This is a genomic window from Dactylosporangium sp. NPDC000521, assembly GCF_042898305.1.
GTDB lineage: Bacteria > Actinomycetota > Actinomycetes > Mycobacteriales > Micromonosporaceae > Dactylosporangium.
On record NZ_JBIAYW010000009.1, the window covers coordinates 186,350 to 209,498 of the forward strand.

A 23,149-nucleotide genomic window follows, 5' to 3' on the forward strand; every position below is an offset into this window, starting at 1 on the left:
TGTGGTGGCTGCGGGTGCGGGTGGTCGTTCTTGGGCCTGGTCGGTGTGCGAATGCTGGGCTGGGGGGTCGTTCGCGGCGGTTGTTGATCGAAGGATGGTCGTGGCTGTGCGGGCGGCCGCCACGGGACTTGGATCATGTGTGGTGGCTGCGGGTGCGGGTGGTCGTTCTTGGGCCTGGTCGGTGTGCGAATGCTGGGCTGGGGGGTCGTTCGCGGCGGTTGTTGATCGAAGGACGGCCGTGGCTGTGCGAGTGACCGCCACGGGACTTGGATCATGTGCGGTGGCTGCGGGTGTGCGTGGTCGTTCTTGAGCGTGGTCGTTGTGCGAATGCTGGGCTGGGGGTCGTTCGCGGCGGTTGTTGATCGAAGGACGGTCGTGGCTGTGCGGGCGGCCGCCACACGACTTGGATCACGAGCGGGGACTACGCCGCCAGGTGCATCCGCCTGAGGCGGGCTCGCGCGCCATCCATTGCCCGTCAGGCTGCGGGCCGATCCGGCCCTGCTGTTGATCCAAACGGCTTGTGGTTGTCCGGGTGGCCACTACGCGAATGAACTCACGAGCGGCGGCCGGAGCGTCTGAATACACCCACCAGCTGACAGAAGCGCGCCACCAGTCGGTTCCGGCTCGACGGAGTGGGGCTCGCCAGCTTCTGACCGCTGGCTTCGTGGTCGTCTGGCTCTTGGCCCCGGCCGGCGCCGGCCGATGGCAGGGCTCCGCGACGGGCCGGCAGCAGTGAGGCACTGCCGGCCCGGGAAGCGGAGCTGTCAGTCCTCGGACTTGCCCGACTGGAGGCCGGACGAGATCAGGTCCATGACGGTCGAGTCCTGCAGAGTGGTGACGTCGCCCAGGCTGCGGTTCTCGGCGACGTCGCGGAGCAGCCGGCGCATGATCTTGCCGGAGCGGGTCTTCGGGAGCTCTGGCACGAGCATGATCTGGCGGGGCTTGGCGATCGGGCCGAGGGTCTTCGCGACGTGGTTGCGCAGCTCCTGGATGAGTGCCTCGCCCGCGTCGCCCTCCGTGTCGACGCCGCCGCGCGGGATGGTGAACGCGACGATCGCCTGCCCTGTCGTCGGGTCGGTGGCGCCGACGACCGCGGCCTCCGCGACCTTCGGGTGGCTGACGAGCGCGGACTCGACCTCGGTCGTGGAGATGTTGTGGCCCGAGACGAGCATGACGTCGTCGACGCGGCCGAGGAGCCACAGGTCGCCGTCGGCGTCCTTCTTGGCGCCGTCACCGGCGAAGTACATGTCCTGGAAGCGCGACCAGTAGGTCTCCTTGAACCGCTCGTCGTCGCCCCAGATGGTGCGCAGCATCGACGGCCACGGCTCGCGCAGGACCAGGTAGCCGCCACCGCCGTCGGGGACGGACTGGGCCTGGTCGTCGACGACGTCGGCGGCGATGCCCGGCAGCGGCCGCATGGCGCTGCCCGGCTTGGCTGCGGTGACGCCCGGCAGCGGGGAGATCATGATGGCGCCGGTCTCGGTCTGCCACCAGGTGTCCACGATCGGGCAGCGGTCGCCGCCGATGTGCTCCCGATACCACATCCAGGCCTCGGGGTTGATCGGCTCGCCCACGGAGCCCAGCAGGCGCAGCGAGGAGAGGTCGAACCCGGCGGGGATGTCGTCGCCCCATTTCATGAACGTGCGGATCGCCGTCGGCGCCGTGTACAGAATGGTGATCTTGTACTTCTGGATGAGCTCCCAGAAGCGGCCACGGTGCGGCGTGTCGGGCGTGCCCTCGTACATGACCTGCGTGGCGCCGTTGGACAGCGGCCCGTAGACGATGTAGCTGTGCCCGGTCACCCAGCCGATGTCGGCGGTGCACCAGTACACGTCGCTGTCGGGCTTGAGGTCGAACACCGCGTGGTGCGTGTAGCTCGCCTGGGTCAGGTATCCGCCGGTGGTGTGCAGGATGCCCTTCGGCTTCGCGGTGGTGCCCGACGTGTAGAGGATGAACAGCGGGTGCTCGGCGTCGAACGCCTCCGCGGTGTGCTCGGCGGAGGCGGTCTCCACGACGTCGTGCCACCACAGGTCGCGGCTGTCGTCCCAGTCGATGTCCTGGCCGGTGCGGCGCACCACGATGACCTTCTCGATGCTCGGCGACTTGGCCGCGGCCTCGTCGACGATCGCCTTGAGGCCGCTGGGCTTGCCGCGGCGGAAGCCGCCGTCGGCGGTGATGACGACCTTGGCGCTGGCGTCGTTGACCCGGCCGCCGAGCGCGTCGGCGGAGAAGCCGCCGAAGACGACGCTGTGGGTGGCGCCGATGCGGGCGCAGGCGAGCATCGCGACCGCGGCCTCGGGGATCATCGGCATGTAGATCGCGACCCGGTCGCCGGCGGTGACGCCGAGGCCGATCAGCGCGTTGGCGGCCTGGCACACGGAGCGGTGCAGGTCGGAGTAGGTGATGGTGCGGGTGTCGCCGGGCTCGCCCTCCCAGTGGATGGCGACCTTGTCGCCGCGGCCGGCCTCGACGTGCCGGTCGACGCAGTTGTAGGCCACATTGAGCTGGCCGCCCACGAACCACTTGGCGAACGGCGGGTTGGTCCAGTCAAGGACCTGGTCCCACTCCTTGGCCCAGCTCAGCCGGTGGGCCTGCTTCTCCCAGAACGCGAGCCGGTCCTGCTTGGCCTCTGCGTAGGCGTCCTCCGTCACGTTGGCGGCGGCGGCGAACTCGGCAGGCGGGGGGAACTGCCGGGTCTCGTTCAGAAGGTTTTCCAAGGTCTCGCTCATCGGTGATGGCTCCTCGATGTGGTCCAGCTCTCGCAAGCAGGCTAGTTGGGGGGTGTGACAGTTTGCGAGTGTCCTGCGCTGAGTGGCGCCTGTGAAGCGCCGGGCTCTTCTGTAAGCATTGTTACCAGTAGGGGCACGATACCGTTTGCCCGTGCAAGCTGACCCACTCGCTCCGCTATTGGATCTGGCCGACGTCCGGCCGGCGTTCGACGCCGCGCGTGCCGCCGTCGACACGGCCATGCGCCACCGTGCCCTGCGCCGCTCCGGCGGGCCCGTCGCCGCCGAGGTCGCCCTGCGTTCGTCGGTCGCCAGCGCGGCGCTCGACACGCACGGCTTCGACCTCGAAGGAGTGCGGGCCGGGGTCGTGACGGACCCGGTGGTCCACGGCGCGCTGCGGGCGACCGCGGCCCTCGACGGGCTCACGGGCACCTGGTCGAAGGCGCCCCGTCAGGCGCTCGCCCGGCTGCACACGCTGATCGCCCGCGACGTCGTTCCGGAGGCGTCGCTCGGCCGGCCGGTCAAGCCGGAGGCCGCGACACGGCTCGACGCGCTGGCGGCGCTCGTCACCGGCGGCACGAAGGTGCCCGTGTTGGTGTTGGCGGCAGTCGTACATGGTGAGCTTCTGGCTCTGAAGTCTTTTGACGGGCCGAACGGTGTGGTGGCGCGTGCGGCGGCCAGGCTGACCCTGATCGGCGGCGGGCTGGACCCGCGGGGGCTGCTGGCGATGGATGTGGGTCACCGCAGCCGCGAGCCGGAGTATGTCGGTGCGGCCAACGCCTTCGCGACGGGCACGCCGGACGGCTTGCGCTCCTGGCTCCGGCACTACGCGACGGCGGCCGAGCGGGCGGCCGAGGAACTGGTCGAGATCTGCGACAGCGGCGCCTACGCACAGTGAACGGCGCCTCATCCAGAGGCGCCGTCACACACGTCCTACCGGGTTACCATGCGTGCACTTCGAGTCCGTTGTCGGCGGTCCTTGCGGTGCCGCCGCAACGCGCCTACCGCGGCTGATCGCTCGTGGGTGCCCGGTGGCCGTGCACGGAATCCGTCAGATCCCGCTCTTCTGTTCTACGCCGCGACCTCCATGAGCGGAACCCCTCGGCGACAGAATGTGACAGATGGTGCTGCTGTGATCAAGCAGCGGTGAGGGATGCCTTGGTCCGGCGGTGCTTGCTGTACAGCGCGAACGCGATCGCCAGCCCGACGCCGACGCCGATCGCGGCAGCCGTCACGGGCACCGCCGGGCGCTCCCGCAGCCGCCGGCCGAGCGGGATGGGATGCCGGAAGGCGAGCATCGGCCAGCCGCGCTCAATGGCGATCTTGCGCAGCCCGCGATCGGGATTGACGGCCGTGGGGTGTCCGACGAGGCTCAGCAGTCCGGCATCGGTGACCGAGTCCGAATAGGCGAAACACGCGGAGAGATCGTAGTCTCGCTCCGCTGCGAGCTCCTTGACCGCGACGACCTTGTTGGGTCCGGCGGCGTAGAAGTCGACGTCACCGGTGTAGCAGCCGTCTTCGCCGATGACCATGCGGGTCGCGACGATGTCGGTGACGCCCAGCTGCTCGCCGATCGGCCGCACCATCTCGTCACCCGAGGTCGAGACCAGGACCACGTCCCGGCCGGCGGCGCGGTGCTCCTCGATGAGCAGCACGGCCTCCGCATAGATGTACGGGCTGATCAGCTCCTCGAGCGTCTCCCGCACGATCTGGCGGACCTGCTCGGCGCGCCAGCCCTTGACCAGGGCCGCGAGGTAGTCCCGTGTCTTCGCCATGGTCTGCTCGTCGGAGCCGCCGCCGACGCGGAAGATCAGCTGCGCGTAGGCGCCTTTGATCACGTCGCGGCGGCTGATCAGTCCATCGCGATAGAACGGTCGACCGAAGGCCAAGGCGCTTGACTTGGCGATCACCGTCTTGTCCAGGTCGAAAAACGCGGCGCTACGCCCCACGGCGGGCAAGTGTAGCGTTGTCGGACATGGTGCGGGGGCCAGACGTCCCAAGCCCGACTGTGGATCACGCTGGGCGTGTGCTCGATCACGCTTGATTACCGGTGGGCGAAATATTGATTGGCGTTCTGGGCGTGTTGCGGGCCGGGCCTACTCGACGTATGGCGGTCCACTCAGGCATGCTTATGTTTGCGACGAGGTTTCACGTCCACGCAGCACGACCTGCTATTGACTCTCAGCGGTTGCACCCCCCGTAGCCGCTGAGTGGGTTCGGCTCGACCCCCCCGGAGCCGAACCCCCGGCGACCCCCGTCACCCCCCGGCGGGGGTCGTCCTCTTTGCATCTCGGCAGTCACATGGCGTTTCGCTGGCCGGCCCGGACGAATGGTCGGGCTATGGCATTGACGTCCGATGTTTTGTTGAGCGTTCACGGATAGGCATCTCCGGCTGTTTTGATTTTCTCCCTGGTACGGCCGGCGCGCCACAACGCCGCATTGCACCCGGTTTGTCCGGGCTGTCGTAGCAGATCGACCGGTGGTGCGGGAGATATCCACAAGCGGCGGGTTATCCACAGAACCGAGGCGGCGGTCGAGCGGTCGCGGCGGGGTCGGAGCCATGGTGTGCGGAGTCCACCAGCCCGTCTAGACCGTGGAGCACGCCGTGGCCCGTCACCGACCGTTGCTCGTCACCGCCGACGTCGACCTGCTCGACGACGTGCTCGCCCTCGCCGCCGGGGTCGCCCTCGACCTCGACGTCGAGCACGGCCCCGAGCCGGCCAGGGCCCGATATCCCGACGCGCCGATCGTCCTGATCGGCGACGCCGCGGCGCAGGCGTGCGCCCGGGCTCACCTGCCGCGCCGGCGAGGCGTCGTGCTGCTGACCCGCGACCACGGGACGGACCGCCTGGCGGCGCTCGCCGACGCGGTCGGCGCCGAACAGATCGTCAGCTTCCCCGACGGCGCCGCATGGCTCACCGAGCGCCTCGCCACGGTGGCCCGCGGGCACGCCGTCACCGTCTCCGCCCGCGGCAGGATCCTCGCCGTCCTCGGCGGGCGCGGCGGCGCGGGCGCCAGCGTCCTTGCCGCCGCCCTGGCGATCACCGCCGGCAATGTCGGCCTGCGCTCCCTGCTCGTCGACGCCGACCCCCTCGGCGGTGGTGCCGACCTGATTCTCGGCTGGGAGAACGTCGCGGGCCTGCGCTGGCCCGCGCTCGCCGCGACGAGCGGTGCCGTCGACCCGCCGGCGCTCGTCTCGGCCCTGCCCAGCCGCGGCGACGTCGCCGTGCTGTCCTGCGACCGCGGCCAGCCCGGCGGCCTCTCCCAGGACGCGATGGCCGCCGCGCTCGACGCCGGCAGCCGCGGCCGCGACCTCGTCGTCACCGACCTGCCCCGATCGCTGGACGACGCGGCGGTCCTCGCCCTGCGCGCCGCCGACCGGGTGCTCCTCGTCGTGCCGGCCGAGCTGCGCGCCTGCGTCGCCGCCGCCAGGGTCGCCGCGACCGTCGCACCACACACCGACGAGCTGCGGCTGGTCATCCGGGGGCCCGCACCGGGCCGGCTGCGCACCAAGGACATCGCCCGATCGCTGGGCGTGCCGGTCGCCGGCACCTTGCGCGCCGAGCCCGGCCTCACGCGCCGGCTCGAGAGGGGCAGCCCACCGGCCGGCGACGGTCGCGGCCCCCTCGCCCACCTGTGCCGCCGCATCATCGGCGACCTCGGCCTGGCGACCGGAGCGGCGGCATGAGCGGGTCGCAGCGCACGTCTTGGTTCGGGTTGGTGCCGGACCGCTGTGGAGGTGACGGCATGGGCGGGCCGGAGCGCGGCGGAGGGCTGCGTGTCGGGATTCCAGGTCTTGGCTCGGGCTGGCGCCGGAGCGCCACGGAGGTGACGGCATGAGCGCATTGGTGCTCGACGAGCGCAGCAAGGTGGCGCCGGGCAGGCGGATCGTGGCGGCCGGCGGAGGGGTCGTCACGAGCCCGCTCGACGAGTTCGTGGAGCGGGTCAGGCTGCGCATGACCGTCGGCAGCGTCGAGCCGACTCCTTCGGCGGTGCTGGAGGCGGTGCGCGCCGAGCCGGGCTCCGCGCTGCTCGGCGAGAGCACGCTGCGGCAGGTCGCCGACCGTCTCATCGGCGAGATGATCGGCGCGGGTGGGCTCGCCCCGCTGCTCGCCGACCCTTCCGTGACCGACGTGCTGGTCAACGGTGTGGAGGTGTGGGTCGACCGCGGCGCGGGGCTGCGCCGGGCCGGCGGGCGGTTCGGCGACGCGACCGAGGTGCGGCGGCTGGCGCAGCGGCTCGCGGCGAGCGCCGGGCGGCGGCTGGATGACGCGTCGCCGTTCGTTGACGCGCAGCTGGCTGACGGCACGCGGCTGCACGCGGTCCTGCCACCGATCGGCCGGGAGGGGCCGTATCTGTCGCTTCGGACGTTCCGCCGGCAGACGTTCACGATCGACGAGCTCATCGCGCGCGGCACGTTCGACCCCGGCGCGGCCCGGCTGCTCGCGTCGATCGTCGCGGCACGGATCCCGTTCCTGGTGACCGGCGGCACGGGCACCGGCAAGACGACCGTCCTGGCGGCGCTGCTGTCCCTGGCCCCGCCCACGGAGCGGCTCGTCGTCGTCGAGGACGCCGCGGAGCTGCGGCTCTCGCACCCGCACGTCGTGTCGATGCAGTCGCGGATGTCCAATGTGGAGGGCGCGGGCGAGGTGACTCTCCGCGACCTGGTCCGCCAGGCGCTGCGGATGCGCCCCGACCGGCTGGTCGTCGGCGAGTGCCGCGGTGCGGAGATCGTCGACCTGCTCGGCGCGCTCAACACCGGGCACGAAGGTGGAGCTGCCACCCTGCACGCCAACTCGCCGGCCGACGTGCCGGCCAGGCTCGAAGCGCTCGGGCTGCTCGGCGGCGTGCCGAGAGCGGCGCTGCACGCCCTCGCCCACGCGGCGCTGCGGGTCGTGATGCACCTGCAGCGAGGCGCCGACGGCACCCGTCACCTCAGCGAGATCTGCCTCCTGGAGGCGCATCCGGAGCAGCGCACCACCGTCATGGCCACCGCCTGGCGGCGCGGCACCGGCAGGGCGGCCGCGGCCGACCAGCTGGAGACGTTGATCGCCGCCCGAGGCGTCACACCGCCCCGGCCGTCGGGCCCGTGGCGCTTCGAGAGAGGGACGGGCTGGCAATGAACGCCATCGACCTGGCCCTCGTGACCGGCGGCGGCATGACCGCCTTCTGGGGCCTGTTCCTGCTCCGCCGGCGCCGGGCCCGTTCCCGGCTCGACCGCCTCACCCGGCATCGCAAGACGACCATCGCCGAGCGGTGGATGAAGGCGGACCGGCTGCCGGTCGTGCTCGTCGACCGTCCCCGCACGACCATCACCGCAGGCAGCGTGGTCGCGGCCGGGATCGGGCTGCTGACCGGTGGCCCGGTCGCCGCCGTGCTTGCGGGTGCGTATGTGGCGGTCGGGCTGATCGGTGTGCGCCGCCAGTTGGCGCGCCGGGCGGCCGACCGCGCGATCGCCGAACTGCTCGACACGATCGAGGACGCGGTCGGAGACCTGCGGGCGGGCATCGTGCCCTTCGCGACCGCCGCGCCGTACCCGGGCGGTGCGGACGTGGAGCTGTACTCCGCGCCGAGCCCATTCCGCACGCCTGGTGCGGGCGGCCTCGGGGCAACCGTCCGCCGGATCTGGGAGGCCGCCGACAGGCAGGGTGATCAGTCCACCGGCAGCGACCGGACCCCGCGACGGCGCCGGCCCGCGGCAGGTCCGAACGCAGCCGACGGCGCCTCCGCCGCGACTCGTCGCCAGTCCGGCCGGCCCGCCATCACCGGCCGGGCTCCGGTTGGAGGCTGGGCTGTCGCCGACGGTCGAGCCGCGGTCGATGGTCGGTCTGCGGTCGGTGGCTCGCCCAGGGGTGATGGCTGGCCCGTCATCAACCGCCGGACCGGGCTTGACGACCCGCCGGCGGTTGATGGTCCGCCTGCGGTCAACGGTTGGGCTGCGGCTGATGGCCGACCTCAGGTCAATGGCTGGGCTGTGGCCGACGGCCCGCCGGCGGTCGGTGGCTGGGCTGCGGCTGATGGTCGGCTCGCGATCAATGGCTGGCCTGCGGTCGATGGTCAGGCTGCGGAGCGCGGCCGTGTCGCTGGTGGTTGGCGGATGACGAACGACCAGGCCGCCGAACGTGGCGGAGCCACCGACGGCTCGCCGACGGTGGTGAACGGTCAGGCCATGAGCGGTTGGCCGGCAGCGGAAGGCGGCCAGGCGGCGAGCGGCTGGTCTGCGGCTGAGGGCGGCCGGGTGGCGACGGGCTGGTTGGCTGCGGGAAGTGGCCAGGCCGCGGACAGCTCGTCAGCGGCGGAAAGTGGCCGGGCCGCGGGTGGCTGGTCGGCGGCCGGAACTGACCGGGCCACGAGTGGATGGCCGGCTGCCAGAGGTGGTCGGGCCGCGAGTGGCCGGGTGGCGGCGACAGGTGGCCGCGGAGCGAGCGGCCGGGTGGCGGACCGGGCCATGGTGTCGAACGGTGGCCTGGCCGTCCGTGGGGTCGGGGCGTCTGGTCGTGCACGCGGTGGGCGGGCGCGGCGGCGTGAGGAGGCTGCGGTCGCGGTCGCGATGGCGCGGCTGGAGGCCGCGCACCGGGTCAGCGAAGCGCTCGGCACGCCGCTCGCCGATCTCCTCGACCAGGTCGACGCCGACCTGCGCGCGGGTCAGACCCTCCGGCTCAACCTCGCGGCGCAGACGTCCGGGGCGCAGACCACCACGACGCTGCTGGTCGGGTTGCCGGTGGCGGGGCTGTGGCTCGGCGCGAGCATCGGGGTCGACCCCGTCGGTCAGCTGCTGCACACGCCGCTCGGGGCGGCGTGCGCGATCGTCGCGGTCGCGTTGCAGTGCGCCGGGATGCTGTGGACCGGGCGGATGGTCGGCTCCGTCATCGCGGAGGTGCGGTGATGGGCCGGGGGCGTCGTTGGCTGTACGCGCTTGGGTGTGGCCTGGCTGCCGGGCTGCTGCTGGGCGGGCTCGTGGGTGTCGTGGCCGGCGTCGTGTCGGCGGTCGCGGCGGAGCGGATGCTGCGGCGGATCGAGTCGCCGCGCGTCCGGCGGGAGCGGGCGGTGGCCCGGGGGGACCTGCCGTTCGCGACGGATCTGCTCGCCGCCGCGTTGAGGACCGGCGCGCCACCCGATCGTGCGGCGATCGTGGTCGGGGAGGCGGTCGGCGGGCCGGTCGGGGCCAGGTTGACGCTCGTCGGACGGGCACTGCGGCTCGGTGCGTCGCCGCGGGATGCCTGGGCGCACCTGGCCGACCTGCCCGGCGGGCGGCGGCTTTCCCGGGTCGCCGCCCGCAGCGCCGACCGGGGCACGGCGTTGACGCAGGCCCTGGAGCGGCAGGCGGCGGACCTGCGGGTCGCGAAGGCCGCGGCCGGCGAGGCGTCGGCGCGCCGGGTCGGCGTGCTGGTGGTGCTGCCGCTCGGGGTGTGTTTCCTGCCCGCGTTCGTGCTGATCGGTGTGGTGCCGGTGGTCGCCGCCATCATCCGCGACGTGGTGAGCGTCCTGTGATTCGTATTCCAGTTCATCGATCGGTTTGGTTCAGCGTCATCGTGAAGGAGCACCAGTGCACAACCTCCGCGCCCGTCTTCGTGCCTTCCGCCGGGAAGACCGTGGGTCGCACAGCATCGAATACGTCCTGGTCATCGGCGTCGGGGTGGCACTCGCCGCGGTGCTGCTGAGGGTGGTCGCGTCGGATTCGACGTACGACGCCATGTTCCGCCTGATCGGCGGTGCGCTGGCATGAGAGACGACCGGGATCGTGGCGCCTGCCGTGGGGGTCCGTGGCGCCGGTGGAGATGGATGCTCCGCAACGGCCGGGCCGACGACCGCGGATCGGCGACGGTCGAGTTCGCCGTGACACTTCCTGGTGTCGTCGTCCTGCTGCTGATCTTCGTCGCCGGGTGGAGCGCCTTCGCGGCCAAGGTGCGCCTCACCGACGCGGCGGGTCTGGCGGCACGGGCGGCGGCCCGCGGCGAGCCGGTAGCGTCCCGCGGCGCCATGCCGGCGGGCGCCACGATCTCGGTCCAGCGTGATGGCGACCTCGTCCGCGTGACGGTGCGCCAGCGGGTCGGCCTCGGTCCGCTGCCCTCGATCACGTTGCAGGAGGAGGCCGCCGCCCTGATCGAACCCGGAGCGGAGGCGTCGTGAGGTGGCGGGAGGCAGCCGGGGCCCGGGATCGCGGGTCGATCTCGCTGCTCATGGTGGTGATCGGGATCGTGTTCGTCGGGGCACTGCTCGCCGGGATCGGTCTGGGCGGTGCCAAGGTCGCGCGGCACAGGGCGCAGAACGCAGCCGACGCAGGCGCGCTGGCCGGGGCGATGTGGGCGATCGACGGTCCGGCGGTGGCGTGCGCGATCGCCGGCCAGGCGGTCACGGCCAACGACGCGAGCCTGGTCAGCTGCGCGGTCGACGGGTTCGAGGTGTGGGTGACCGTCGAGGTCCGCCTGGGCGACGGGATGGCCGGCCGCAAGGCGAGCGCCCGCGCGGGGCCGGTGTGGGCCACCGGTACCGGCGACGCTGACGACGACAGATGACTACAACGCCGCAAGGACGAGTGAGAGGACCTGGACCGCATCGTGCTTGTTGAGGGGGTTGTTGCCATTGCCGCACTTGGGGGACTGCACGCACGAGGGGCAGCCCTGCTCGCAGCGGCACTCGGCGACGACGGCACGGGTGGCGCCGAGCCAGTCGGCGGCCACGTCGAACGCGCGCTCCGCGAAGCCGGCGCCACCGGGATGGCCGTCGTAGACGAAGACGGTCGGCAGGCCGGTGTCGGCGTGCAGCGCGGTCGACAGGCCGCCGATGTCCCAGCGGTCGCAGGTCGCGACGAGCGGCAGCAGGCCGATCGACGCGTGCTCGGCGGCGTGCAGGGCGCCGGGCCAGTCGACCTCCGCGATGCCGGCCTCGTCGAGCGCCTCGGGGGACACGGTCCACCAGACGGCGACGGTCTTCAGGATGCGTTCGGGGAGGTCGAGCTGGCAGGTGTCGATGACCTCGCCGCTGCTGATGCGGCGGCGCTGGTAGCTGACGACCTGCGAGGTCACCTCGACCTCCCCGAGCGAGAGCGTGACCGGCCCCGCGGTGCGGGTCTGGCGGACCGAGAGGACGGTGAGGGAGGTGACGTCGCGGGGATGGGTGCTCCAGTCGGGCTCCTCGGCGTGCACGAGCGCGACGGAGTCGGCCAGGTCGAGCTTGTCCACGACGTACGAGACGCCCTGGTGCAGGTGGACCGCCCCGGTGTGCACCTGATGGTGCGCGGAGCCGGTGTCGACCGTGCCGAGCAGGCGGCCGGTGGCCTCCTCCACGACGGCGATCGGCCCGCCGCCCGCGCCGCGGAGGTCGACGTCGGGGCGTTGGCGCTCCGTCCAGTACCAGCCGCTGGGCCGCTTCCGCAGGATCCCGGCGGCGACGAGGGCGTCGAGCGTGGCCTCGGCGGTCGGCCCGAAGAGCGGCAGGTCCGCCGGGGTGAGCGGCAGTTCGGCGGCGGCGCAGCACAGTTGCGGCGCGAGGACGTGCGGGTTGCCGGGGTCGAGGACCGTCGCCTCGACCGGCTTGCCGAACAGGGCCTCCGGGTGGTGCACGAGGTACGTGTCGAGCGGGTCGTCCCGGGCGACCAGCACGCACAGCGCGTCGCGGCCCGCCCGGCCGGCCCGGCCCGCCTGCTGCCAGAGGGAGGCGAGGGTGCCTGGATAGCCTGAGATGAGGACCGCGTCGAGACCGACGAGGTCGACGCCGAGCTCCAGGGCGTTGGTGGACGCGAGGCCGAGCAGGGTGCCGTCCATGAGGTCGCGTTCGAGGGCCCGGCGCTCTTCGCGGAGGTAGCCGGCGCGGTAGGCGGCGACCCGTTCGCCGAGGCCCGGCACGGCCTGGTCGAGCGAGCGCCGCGCCATGCTCGCCACCACCTCGGCGCCCTTGCGGGACCGGACGAAGGCGAGCGTCCGTACGCCGGCGATGACCGCTTCGGTGAGCAGGTCGGCGGTCTCCCGCAGCGCCGACCGCCGCACCGGCTCCGCGTCCCGCCATGCGCCCGCGAGGTCACGCGCCGCCCCGGCCGCCGCGTTTGCGGAGCCGCCCGCCGCGTTTGCGGAGCCGCCCGCCGCGTTTGCGGAGCCGCCCGGGGTTCTGGAATCGGCCGTGGCTGTGGAGCCGCCTGCGGTGGAGCCCCGTGCGGTTGCGGAGCTGAGCGCCGTGGTTGTGGGGCTGGCGGCTGTCGCGGCACCGGCCGTGGTTGTGGAGCCGGTTGCGGTGGTGGAGCTGTGCACTGTGGCTGCGGTTGTGGGACTGGCCGCGGCCGTGGCGCGGGGCGTGGTTGTGGAGGCGCACGCGGTTGTGGCGGTCCGCGCGTTTGCGGAGCCGTCCGTGGTCGTGGAGCCGGTCGGGGTGGTGGAGCTGCCTGGGGTTGTGGAGTTGCGTGCCGTGGTCGTGGCACCGGCCGTGGTTGTGGGGCTGGCCGTGGTCGTGGCGGCGCGCGGAGGGGTGGGGGCCCGCGTTGTGGTTGTGGTTGCGGGGACAGAGGTGGGCGCGACAGCGGGTGCGGCGCGTTCCGCGACGGCGGTCATGAGGGTGGATTCGTCAGCGAGCAGGAGGTCGGCCTCGCCGATGCTGGAGAAGTCGGGCACCGGTGGCAGCAGCGGGGGCTCCCAGAGGGCGAACGTCACCCCGCCGCGCGGCGATGCGTCGGTGGTCACCGCGGTCATCGGCAGGCCGGTCAGGCGCGATCCGGTGGCCTGCGGGTCGCCTGAGGTGGCGGACGCCAGGATGAAGCACGGGGGTGGCAGGGTCCGTGGCGTGTAGCGGGCGGCCACCCGGCGCAGGCGGCGCAGGACGTGGGCGACGTGGGAGCCGAAGACGCCGCGGTACGTGTGGCACTCGTCGACGACCACGAAGCGCAGGCCGCGCAGGAACCGGGTCCACGAGGCGTGGTTGGGCAGGATGCCGTGGTGGAGCATGTCGGGGTTGGTGAGGACGACGCGGGCATGCTGGCGGACCCAGTCGCGCTCCTCACGGGAGGTGTCGCCGTCGAAGGTGGCGGGGCGGGTGTCCGGCAGGTCGAGGGCTCGCAGCGAGCGGAGCTGGTCGGCGGCCAGGGCCTTGGTCGGCGAGATGTAGAGCACCGTGGCCTTGGCGTCGCGCAGCAGCGCGGCGAGGGCCGGCAGCTGGTACGCCAGCGACTTGCCCGAACCGGTGCCGGTGGCGACGACGGTGTGGGTGCCGGACCAGGCCAGGCCGGCGGCGGTCGCCTGGTGGGTCCACGGCAGGGCGACGCCGCGGGCCTCGAAGGCGGTGCGCAGCGAGGGTGGCGCCCACGACGGCCACGCGGCGGTGGACCCGGCGCGGGGTGGCACGTGCTCGACGTGGGTGAGCGACTCGGCGCGATGGGACGGTAGGAAAGAGAGCGGAAGTACAGCCGTCACGTCGAGCACTCTAAGACAGATGTTCGAAGCAGATGGCGTGATACACGTGTGGCAATTGTGGGAAACAGGGTGGACGCGTCGCCTTGTGGAGGCGTCGATGGTTAGATGCCCGAGAGACTCATTGTGCGCAGCACCCGCCAGAAGAGGAGGTTCGCATGGAGCTGTCGTTGTCGACGTACGACTCCGGCGACCACACAGTGCTCGAAGTCGGCGGTGAGGTGGATGTGTACACCGCCCCACGGCTTCGCGAGAAGCTGGTCGAGCTCGTCGAGACGGGTGCCCGCCATGTCGTGGTCGACCTGAGCCGGGTGGAGTTCCTCGACTCGACCGGGCTCGGCGTGCTCGTAGGCGCTCTGAAGCGGCTGCGGTCGGTCAACGGCACGTTCGGGCTGGTGTGCGCGCACGAGAGGCTCCTGAAGATCTTCCGGATCACCGCCCTGGATCGGGTGTTCTCCCTGTATGACTCCGTGGCCGCCGCGACCGCTGCGGCCGGCTCGGACACCGACCCCACGGCGTAGGTTCATGCCCACAGTCAGGCTGTCGTTCTCGCCGGCGGCCGCACATGTCCGCACCGCACGTCTGGTCGGTGTGGCCGTCGCGCGGCGCGCCGGTGTCGCCGAGGAGCTGCTGGAAGAGGTCAGGCTCGCCATCGGTGAGGCGTGCTCCCGCGCCGTCGCCCTGCACCGTTCGCACGGGCTGGACGACCTGGTCGACGTCGCGATGGCCGATGGTGACCGGTTCACTGTGCTGGTGGTCGACCGGGCGGCGAACGGGGCGATGGTCACCCGCGCCGAGGGTGAGACCGGGGATGAAATGATCGTGCTCTCGGACCCGGCGTTGCCGCTGACCACCCCGCCTGACCTGCTCGCGGAGGAGGCGGTCGCGGCGAGGATGGGGCTTGCCCTGCTCGCCGGGCTCGTCGACGACCTCAACGTTTCCGAGCTGGCCGAAGGGGTCGGCACGCAGGTGCGCATGTCGTGGCCGCTGGAGCGCCCGACGGAGTAATCGCTGGTACGCCCAGTGAAGCGGGCCGCCGGGACCGCTGAAGGCCGCCCGCGAAAGGCCCGCGAGGCCGCCCGAAGGAACGCCCAATCGAGTGAAGCGCGCCACAAACCGGACCATCGACAAAAAGCGATCTCTTGAAACGCGCAAGTCGGTGTGACCACAGACACGCTCTGCGGCTAGAGTACGGCGATCGTGTATGACGGGCCTGGTCATTGGGTACCTCGACCGTCCAGCACGGCTCCCATGGGAGAACCCGCCGCCGGCCTGACCGCTCGCGGCGCTGTCATGTGTCGGTACAGGAGGACAACGAATGTCCGCAACACTCGTCGCAGCTGACGAGATTTCCCTCAGCGGGAACAACCTGACCTACGTAGTCGTCGCGCTCGTCATCGCCTTCGTGGCGCTGGGCTTCGCGGCCGCGCTGGTGAAGGCTGTGCTCGCAACCGGTCGGGGCACCCCGAAGATGCAGGAGATCGCCGGCGCGGTGCAGGAGGGCGCGACCGCGTACCTCACTCGCCAGTTCAAGACCCTCGGCATCTTCGTCGTCATCGCCGTTGTGGTGCTGTTCCTGCTCCCCGTGGGTGACGTCGGGGACAACGAGACCATGGTCAAGATCGGAAGGTCGGCGTTCTTCATCGTCGGCGCGGTCTTCTCGGCCTTCATCGGTGGCGCCGGTATGGCGCTGGCCACCCGCGCCAACCTGCGCGTCGCGGCGGCGGCCCGAGAAGACGGCGGCCGGGAGAAGGCGATGAAGATCGCCTTCCGCACCGGTGGCGTCGTCGGCTTCCTCACCGTGGGCCTCGGCCTGTTCGGTGCGGCGCTGGTCGTGCTGATCTTCAAGAGCAACGCCCCGACCGTGCTGGAGGGCTTTGGCTTCGGTGCCGCGCTGCTCGCCATGTTCATGCGGGTCGGCGGCGGCATCTTCACCAAGGCCGCCGACGTCGGCGCCGACCTGGTCGGCAAGGTCGAGCAGGGCATCCCGGAGGACGACCCGCGCAACGCCGCCACCATCGCCGACAACGTCGGCGACAACGTGGGTGACTGCGCCGGTATGGCCGCGGACCTCTTCGAGTCCTACGCCGTGACCCTGGTCGCCGCGCTGATCCTCGGCCGGGCCGCGTTCGGCGAGGAAGGCCTGGTCTTCCCGCTCATCGTCTCGACCATCGGTGTCATCGTCGCGATCCTCGGTGTGGCGCTCACCCGTCTGCGCCCCTCCGACCGCAACGGCCTGGTCGCCATCAACCGGGCGTTCTACATCTCCGCCGCCGTCTCCGCGATCCTGGTGGCCGTCGCCGCGGTGGTCTACCTGCCCAAGACGTGGTCCGGCCTGCACGGGGAGACCGACTCGCTCAAGGCGATCGTCGGCCTCACCGGCGGCGACGCCCCGCCGTTCGGCCCGCACGTGACCGCCATCATCGCCTGCCTCATCGGCATCGTGCTCGCCGCGATCGTCCAGGCGCTGACCGGGTACTTCACCGAGACCGAGCGCCGCCCCGTCAAGGACATCGGCAAGAGCGCCCTCACCGGTCCCGCCACCGTGGTGCTCGCCGGCATCAGCGTCGGTTTCGAGTCGGCCGTCTACTCCGCGCTGGTCATCGGCGCCGGTGTGTTCGGCGCGTTCCTGCTCGGCGGCGGCTCGATCACGCTGTCGCTGTTCGCGGTCGCCATGGCCGGCACCGGCCTGCTGACCACCGTCGGCGTCATCGTCGCCATGGACACGTTCGGCCCGATCAGCGACAACGCGCAGGGCATCGCCGAGATGTCCGGCGACATCGACGAGCGCGGCGCCCGCACGCTGACCGAGCTCGACGCGGTCGGCAACACCACCAAGGCGATCACCAAGGGCATCGCGATCGCCACCGCGGTGCTCGCCGCCACGGCGCTGTTCGGCTCCTACACGGACTCGATCCTCAAGGAGTTCAGCCAGGTCGAGGTCGACAAGTTCCTGAACGTGGCCAACCCGGGCAACCTGGTCGGCCTGCTCGTCGGCGCGGCGGTCGTGTTCCTCTTCTCGGGCCTGGCGATCAACGCCGTCGCCCGCTCGGCCGGCGCGGTCGTGTTCGAGGTGCGCCGCCAGTTCCGCGAGTTCCCGGGCATCATGGACTACAGCCAGCGCCCGGAGTACGGCAAGGTCGTCGACATCTGCACCCGTGACGCCCAGCGTGAGCTCATCACCCCGGGTCTGCTCGCGGTGATGGCGCCGATCGCGGTCGGCTTCGGTCTCGGTGTCGGCCCGCTCGCGGCGTACCTCGCCGGAGCGATCGGCACGGGCACGCTGATGGCGGTCTTCCTGTCCAACTCGGGTGGCGCGTGGGACAACGCGAAGAAGCTCGTCGAGGACGGCACGCACGGCGGCAAGGGCTCGCCGGCGCACGCGGCGACGGTCATCGGCGACACCGTCGGTGACCCGTTCAAGGACACCGCCGGCCCGGCGATCAACCCGCTGATCAAGGTCATGAACCTGGTCGCGCTGCTCATCGCGCCCGCCGTGGTGGTCTACACCACGGGCGACGGCAGCCCGGCGGTCCGCTTCGGCATCGCGGTCGCGGCGGCGCTCGTCGTCGTCGTGGCGGTGCTCATCAGCAAGCGCAAGCCGGTCGCGGTCGACGCCGGCGACGGCGACGACTCCTCCACGCAGGAGTCGGCGCCGGAGCGGGTCACGGCCTGACCTTCCATCGGTACGACGCCCCGGCCGGGAGCATCCGGCCGGGGCGTCGTATTTGTCGAACAGACGATCGGTTCTAGGCTTCCATCCATGCACTTCCGCACCGTCGCCACAGCTGCCCTCATTGTCGTCGTTTCGACGGGTACGAGTGGCTGCGGCGACGACGGCAGCGGCGACATCGCTCCCAAGCGCTGGGCGCAGCAGGTGTGCACGGCGCTCACCCCCTGGCGGACCGAGATCGCCGACCTGACGACGAAGGCCCAGCAGCAGCTGCAGTCGGCGACGACCGCCGCACAGACGAAGACCAACATCGTCGACCTGCTCGCCGGCGCCGAGACCGCGAGCGAGAAGGCCCGGGCCGGGATCAGCGGCGCCGGCGTGCCGGCCGTCTCCGGCGGCGACAAGGTCGCCCAGCAGTTCACCGGCTCGCTGGCGAAGGCCCGCGACGCGTATGGCAACGCGAAGCGCTCCGTCCAGGGCCTGCCGACCGCCGACGCGAAGTCGTTCTACACCTCGGTCGGGTCCGCGTTCGCGGTGCTCAAGGAGGAGTACGAGCAGAGCGCCCTCGACCCGCAGCACGTCAAGCAGAAGGACCTGCAGAAGGCCTTCAACGAGGTGCCCGAGTGTCGGTGACGCCGGCTCGGAGCCGGCAACTGTCGCTGTTCGGGGTCGAGGCGCGCCCGGCCACCCCGATGGACCTGGAAGGCCTGCTCGCCGGCGCGGGCGAGGTCGGCAGGATGGGTGGCACCGCGAAGGTGTCGATCGAGGTCGAGGACGCCTGGCGCGCCGACGTGCTGCGCGCCGAGTGCGAGCAGCGGGGCCTGGTCGTGTCGTGCGAGCCGACCGGCGTCGAGGACCGGTGGACCGTCCGGACGGCGTACGCGGCGCTGCTGGCCCCACTCGCGGCCCGCTGGCTCGACGGCACTGCGAAAGTTTCCCCACCCGACCTGGTGCTCGACGGCCGGCGGCTGCGGCTGTGGGTCGCGGCGGCGGGCTCCTGGGACGGCCAGCGCGCCTACCTGCTCCGCCTCGCCCCGAGCCGCCCCGCCCTGCCCGAGGACGTCGATCCCGGCGCGACGGGCGAGCAGGTCACCCCATTTGACCCGTCAGGCGACATTTCGGAAGTACCCGGAGTGGGGTCGGGTGCAGGAAGCGGCACGGACGCCGGCGAGGTTTCAGCGGGAATCGAGGGGCAGCGGACCGGACGAAGCGGCGCGAGCCACGGTGAGGTGGGCGCCGGGGATGACGAAGGAAGCGGCGCGGGCCAGGGTGACGTCGGAGACGACGGGCTGGGGGCGGACGGCGTCGAAGCGATCGAGGACGCGTCCGGCAAGCCGCGTGGGAAGCCGAAGAAGAAGGCGGCGCCGCTCATCTCCGCGTTCGACCCGGGCCCCGTCGACCTGGGCTTGGAGGTCGAGGACTGGGTCGACGACAGCCGTGACGAGTGGCCCGACTCCGGGGTCGCCGACCTGCCCACCGTCGAGCTCGACGCCGTCACCGAGCCGCCCGCCGAGGCTCCTGTCGTACCGGCGCAACAGGACAAAACCGATGAAAACGCCATCGACAGGAGGATCGCGGACAATTGGGTCGCGGTCGGAGACGCTCTGGCGGCGGTCGGGTTGATCGCGGTGTTCGTCGGTCCCAAAGCCGGCGGCCCTGCGTACCGGATCGTGGGACTGCGACGCGTGACACGGCTCGCGGAGCTCGTCGGTGAACCTCCGGCCGGGGCGCCGCACGCGAGTTGGCCGAGGTAGCCGCGGGGTACGCTGGCCAGTCGGCGCACGGTGTGATCCCACCCGCCATCGGGGTCACCGCCGTACGACAAAGCGTGACAAATACGGCAGCCGATGCGACACGATCGCAAGATCGGGCAGGTAGCGCTTCTGCTTGGGTGTACCGTGGCGCCGATCGGCGTGTCGCGAGCCGACCGCCGGGTGCCGCGTTGCGCAACTCGGCGCGAGAGCGCGCGTTACGTTTGACACATGTCCGTCCGCACCGGGGAGAGCTGTGCCGAACTCCGCCAATACGAAGCGGCTGGTGATCGTCGAGTCGCCGGCGAAGGCCAAGACGATTTCGGGCTACCTGGGCCCGAATTACGTCGTGGAGGCGAGCTTCGGCCACGTCCGTGACCTGCCCGTCGGCAAGAAAGACATGCCCGACGACCTCAAGAGCAAGCCGTGGGCCTATCTGGGTGTCGACGTCGACAACGATTTCACCCCGGTCTATGTCATCTCGGCGGACCGGCGCAAGCAGATCACCCGCCTCAAGGAGCTGCTGAAGTCGGCCAGCGAGGTCTACCTCGCCACAGATGAGGACCGCGAGGGCGAGGCCATCGCCTGGCACCTCTTCGAGACCTTGAAGCCGAAGGTCCCGGTCAAGCGGATGGTGTTCCACGAGATCACCCGCCCGGCGATCCAGGCCGCCGTCGCCAACCCGCGCGAGATCAACCGCGCGCTGGTCGACGCCCAGGAGGCCCGGCGCATCCTCGACCGGCTCTACGGCTACGACCTGTCCACCGTGCTGTGGAAGAAGGTCCAGGGCGGCCTGTCCGCCGGCCGCGTGCAGTCCGTCGCCACCAGGATCGTGGTCGAGCGGGAGCGGCAGCGGATGAAGTTCCGCTCCGCCGACTACTGGGACATCCTCGCCAAGCTCCTGCCCGACGGCGACACCCGCACGTTCAACGCGACGCTGCTCGCCATCGACGGCGACAGGGTCGCCACCGGCCGTGACTTCGACCCGGAGACCGGCAAGGTCCGGCCCAACGCCGGCGTCATCCACCTCGACGAGCAGGGCGCCCGCGGTCTCGCCGCGCGCCTGGAGGGCCGGCCGTTCACGGTCACCCGGGTCGAGGAGAAGCCGTACCGGCGCAGGCCCGCCGCACCGTTCATCACCTCGACGCTGCAGCAGGAAGGCTCGCGCAAGCTGCGGCTGTCCAGCGCGCAGACGATGCGGATCGCGCAGCGGCTGTACGAGAACGGCTACATCACGTACATGCGAACGGACTCGGTGAACCTGTCCGAGGCCGCGATCGCCGCAGCCCGCCAGCAGATCCTCGACCTCTACGGCCCGAGCGCCGTCCCGCCGCAGCCGCGCCGCTACACCGGCAAGGTCAAGAACGCCCAGGAGGCGCACGAGGCGATCCGCCCCGCCGGCGACAGCTTCCGCACACCCGGCGACGTGGCCAAGGAGCTCAGCGCCGAGGAGCTGCGCCTGTACGAGCTGATCTGGCAGCGCACCATCGCGTCGCAGATGACCGACGCGGTCGGCAACAGCACCTCCGTCCGGATCAACGCGACCACCCCGGCCGGCGAGTCGGTCGACTTCAGCACCACCGGCAAGACGATCACCGATCCCGGCTTCCTGCGCGTGTACGTGGAGTCCTCCGACGACGAGAACGCGGAGGCCGAGGACGCCGAGCGGCGGCTGCCCGTGCTGGTCAAGGGCCAGACGCTGACCGAGAAGGGGCTGACCGCGACCGGGCACACCACCCAGCCACCGCCCCGCTACACCGAGGCGTCGCTGGTCAAGGTGATGGAGGAGCTCGGCATCGGGCGCCCCTCCACGTACGCCTCGATCATGGAGACGATCAACAACCGCGGCTACGTGTTCAAGCGCGGCCAGGCACTCATCCCGTCGTTCCTGGCGTTCGCCGTGGTCGGGCTGCTGGAGAAGCACTTCCCGCGCCTCGTCGACTACGACTTCACCGCGTCGATGGAGAACGTCCTCGACGAGATCGCCAACGGCGACGAGAGCGCCGTGGACTTCCTGCGCCCGTTCTACTTCGGTGGAGACACGGGCGACGAAGGGTCGGTGCCCCGGCAGGGCGGGCTGAAGCGCATGGTCACCGAGCGCCTCGGCGAGATCGACGCACGCGGGATCAACTCGATCCCGCTGTTCCGTGACGAGGCCAACCGCGACGTCGTCGTGCGCGTCGGGCGGTACGGGCCCTACCTGCAGCGCTTCCTGGCCGACCAGCCCGAGGGCGACGAGGGCGACCGCGCGACGGTGCCGGACGGGCTCGCCCCGGACGAACTCACCCCCGAGAAGGTCGCGGAGCTGTTCGTCGGCGGCGCCAGCGGCGAGCGCAAGCTCGGCGAGCACCCGGAGACCGGCGAGCCGATCGTGCTCAAGTCGGGGCGCTACGGGCCGTACGTGTCGACCGGCGACAAGAACTCCTCGCTGCTGTCCACCCAGTCGCCGGAGCACCTCACCCTCGAAGAGGCCCTGCAGCTGCTGACCCTGCCGCGGCTCGTCGGCAAGGACCCCGACGGCGTGGACATCATCGCCTCGCCCGGCCGGTACGGGCCGTACATCAAGCGCGGCACCGACACGAGGTCGCTGGAGAACGAGGGCCAGCTCTTCACGATCTCGCTGGACGCGGCCATGGTGCTGCTGCAGCAGCCGAAGACCCGCGGCCGCGCCGCGGCCAAGCCGCCGCTGCGCGAGATGGGCCCCGACCCGGCGACCGAGAAGCCGCTGGTCATCAAGGACGGGCGGTTCGGACCGTACGTGACGGACGGCGAGTACAACGCGTCGCTGCGCCGCAACCAGACCGTCGAGACGCTCTCGGTGGACGAGGCGAGCGAGATGCTGGCCGAGAAGCGGGCGAAGGGCCCGGCGCCGAAGAAGCGCGCGGCGAAGAAGGCCACGAAGAGCGCCGAGGAAGGCACGACTCCCGCGGCTGCCGCGAAGAAGACGGCAGCGAAGAAGACGACGGCGAAGAAGACCACGGCGGCTGCCGCCGCGAAGAAGACCACGACTGCCGCGGCGAAGAAGACCACCACGGCGAGCGCGGCGAAGAAGGCAACCCCGGCCAAGAAGGCGGCCCCGCGCAAGGCCACCTCGGCGAAGAAGCCGACCCCGCCGGGCGAGTGACGCAGGCAGATCGACTACGCACGGGCATCCAGCCGGACACGCACGGTCGCCAAGATCGCACCATGGCGACCGTGCGCGGCTGGAGATCGCTGTCGCTGTACGGCACGGCACTCTCTCGGTCACGGACGGTGTCGAGCCCGGAGGATGATTAGGTCCGCGGTGTTACCGTCGAGGTGACCGGTCAGGCGTCGGCGTGGTGAGGCAGTGCGGGCGCCGTGAGGCGGTCCGTGCAGGCGCTGCTCGCTGCTGGCGCCGCGATCGCCCTCGTCGCCGCGGTGCGCGCGGTGATCACGACCGCGGCGACCGGGGCCAGGCAGGCGTTGGTCGAAACCCGGTCAGATGCCGGCCGGGGTGAGGTGCCGGCCGGGGTGAGGTGCCAGCTGCCGAGGACGCGGTCTGTGTAGGCGTTGGCGGGCAGGCGGCCGGGGTCGAGCTTGTCGCGCAGTGCGGTTCAGGCGTCGGCGGGGTGAGGCGCCGAGGAC

The 23,149-nt window shown here is 71.6% G+C and carries 17 protein-coding genes; 14 read left to right on the top strand and 3 right to left on the bottom strand.

Annotated features, from left to right (window positions below):
* Positions 1–764: 764 nt before the first annotated feature.
* Entirely contained in the window at positions 765–2,729 is a 1,965-nt protein-coding gene (gene acs / locus ACFY3L_RS28760) for an acetate--CoA ligase (RefSeq protein ID WP_389330557.1), read from the bottom strand.
* A gap of 151 nt (positions 2,730–2,880) precedes the next feature.
* Between acs and ACFY3L_RS28765 the strand changes: the two genes are divergently transcribed.
* Positions 2,881–3,624 (top strand): oxidoreductase, encoded by a 744-nt coding sequence (locus tag ACFY3L_RS28765; RefSeq protein WP_389330560.1) that lies wholly within the window; start codon positions 2,881–2,883, stop codon positions 3,622–3,624.
* Between the two features lie 238 nt (positions 3,625–3,862).
* Here ACFY3L_RS28765 and ACFY3L_RS28770 read toward each other — a convergent pair whose 3' ends face one another.
* Positions 3,863–4,675 (bottom strand): HAD family hydrolase, encoded by an 813-nt coding sequence (locus ACFY3L_RS28770; protein WP_389331379.1) that lies wholly within the window; start codon positions 4,673–4,675, stop codon positions 3,863–3,865.
* Between the two features lie 656 nt (positions 4,676–5,331).
* Here ACFY3L_RS28770 and ssd point away from each other — a divergent pair.
* The 7 genes from ssd (at position 5,332) to ACFY3L_RS28805 (ending at position 11,242) form a co-directional block, all read left to right on the top strand.
* A complete protein-coding gene (gene ssd, locus ACFY3L_RS28775) occupies positions 5,332–6,414 on the top strand; it encodes a septum site-determining protein Ssd (RefSeq protein WP_389330563.1) in 1,083 nt (360 codons plus the stop codon).
* Positions 6,415–6,562: 148 nt separating this feature from the next.
* Positions 6,563–7,849, top strand: a complete 1,287-nt coding sequence (locus ACFY3L_RS28780) for a TadA family conjugal transfer-associated ATPase (RefSeq protein WP_389330566.1) — start codon at positions 6,563–6,565, stop codon at positions 7,847–7,849.
* 1,427 nt (positions 7,850–9,276) lie between these two features.
* The gene (locus ACFY3L_RS28785; RefSeq protein ID WP_389330569.1) at positions 9,277–9,612 is read left to right on the top strand and encodes a type II secretion system F family protein; all 336 of its coding nucleotides are present in this window, start codon (positions 9,277–9,279) and stop codon (positions 9,610–9,612) included.
* Positions 9,612–10,217, top strand: a complete 606-nt coding sequence (locus ACFY3L_RS28790; protein ID WP_389330571.1) for a type II secretion system F family protein — start codon at positions 9,612–9,614, stop codon at positions 10,215–10,217. The genes ACFY3L_RS28785 and ACFY3L_RS28790 overlap by 1 nt, the downstream gene beginning before the upstream one ends.
* A gap of 55 nt (positions 10,218–10,272) precedes the next feature.
* Positions 10,273–10,452, top strand: coding sequence for a DUF4244 domain-containing protein (locus tag ACFY3L_RS28795; RefSeq protein WP_389330574.1), 180 nt, complete (start codon positions 10,273–10,275; stop codon positions 10,450–10,452).
* Between the two features lie 56 nt (positions 10,453–10,508).
* Positions 10,509–10,856 carry a TadE family type IV pilus minor pilin gene (locus ACFY3L_RS28800; RefSeq protein ID WP_389330577.1) on the top strand — a complete coding sequence of 116 codons (348 nt, stop codon included), beginning with the start codon at positions 10,509–10,511 and terminating at the stop codon, positions 10,854–10,856.
* Positions 10,853–11,242 carry an Rv3654c family TadE-like protein gene (locus ACFY3L_RS28805; RefSeq protein ID WP_389330580.1) on the top strand — a complete coding sequence of 130 codons (390 nt, stop codon included), beginning with the start codon at positions 10,853–10,855 and terminating at the stop codon, positions 11,240–11,242. The genes ACFY3L_RS28800 and ACFY3L_RS28805 overlap by 4 nt, the downstream gene beginning before the upstream one ends.
* Here ACFY3L_RS28805 and ACFY3L_RS28810 read toward each other — a convergent pair whose 3' ends face one another.
* Positions 11,243–14,122, bottom strand: coding sequence for a DEAD/DEAH box helicase (locus tag ACFY3L_RS28810; protein ID WP_389330583.1), 2,880 nt, complete (start codon positions 14,120–14,122; stop codon positions 11,243–11,245).
* Positions 14,123–14,277: 155 nt separating this feature from the next.
* Here ACFY3L_RS28810 and ACFY3L_RS28815 point away from each other — a divergent pair, with 155 nt between their 5' ends.
* From ACFY3L_RS28815 to topA, 6 genes are all read left to right on the top strand, one after another.
* A complete protein-coding gene (locus tag ACFY3L_RS28815; protein WP_389330586.1) occupies positions 14,278–14,640 on the top strand; it encodes an STAS domain-containing protein in 363 nt (120 codons plus the stop codon).
* 4 nt (positions 14,641–14,644) lie between these two features.
* Entirely contained in the window at positions 14,645–15,127 is a 483-nt protein-coding gene (locus ACFY3L_RS28820) for an ATP-binding protein (protein ID WP_389330589.1), read from the top strand.
* Positions 15,128–15,437: 310 nt separating this feature from the next.
* Positions 15,438–17,795 carry a sodium-translocating pyrophosphatase gene (locus tag ACFY3L_RS28825; RefSeq protein WP_389330592.1) on the top strand — a complete coding sequence of 786 codons (2,358 nt, stop codon included), beginning with the start codon at positions 15,438–15,440 and terminating at the stop codon, positions 17,793–17,795.
* Positions 17,796–17,882: 87 nt separating this feature from the next.
* A complete protein-coding gene (locus tag ACFY3L_RS28830) occupies positions 17,883–18,425 on the top strand; it encodes a hypothetical protein (protein ID WP_389330595.1) in 543 nt (180 codons plus the stop codon).
* Positions 18,422–19,546, top strand: a complete 1,125-nt coding sequence (locus ACFY3L_RS28835; protein WP_389330598.1) for a hypothetical protein — start codon at positions 18,422–18,424, stop codon at positions 19,544–19,546. Before ACFY3L_RS28830 ends, ACFY3L_RS28835 begins: the two co-directional genes overlap by 4 nt.
* Before the next feature lie 253 nt (positions 19,547–19,799).
* Complete coding sequence (gene topA, locus ACFY3L_RS28840; RefSeq protein ID WP_389330601.1) at positions 19,800–22,667, top strand: type I DNA topoisomerase; 2,868 nt, start codon at positions 19,800–19,802, stop codon at positions 22,665–22,667.
* The last annotated feature ends 482 nt before the right edge of the window (positions 22,668–23,149 follow it).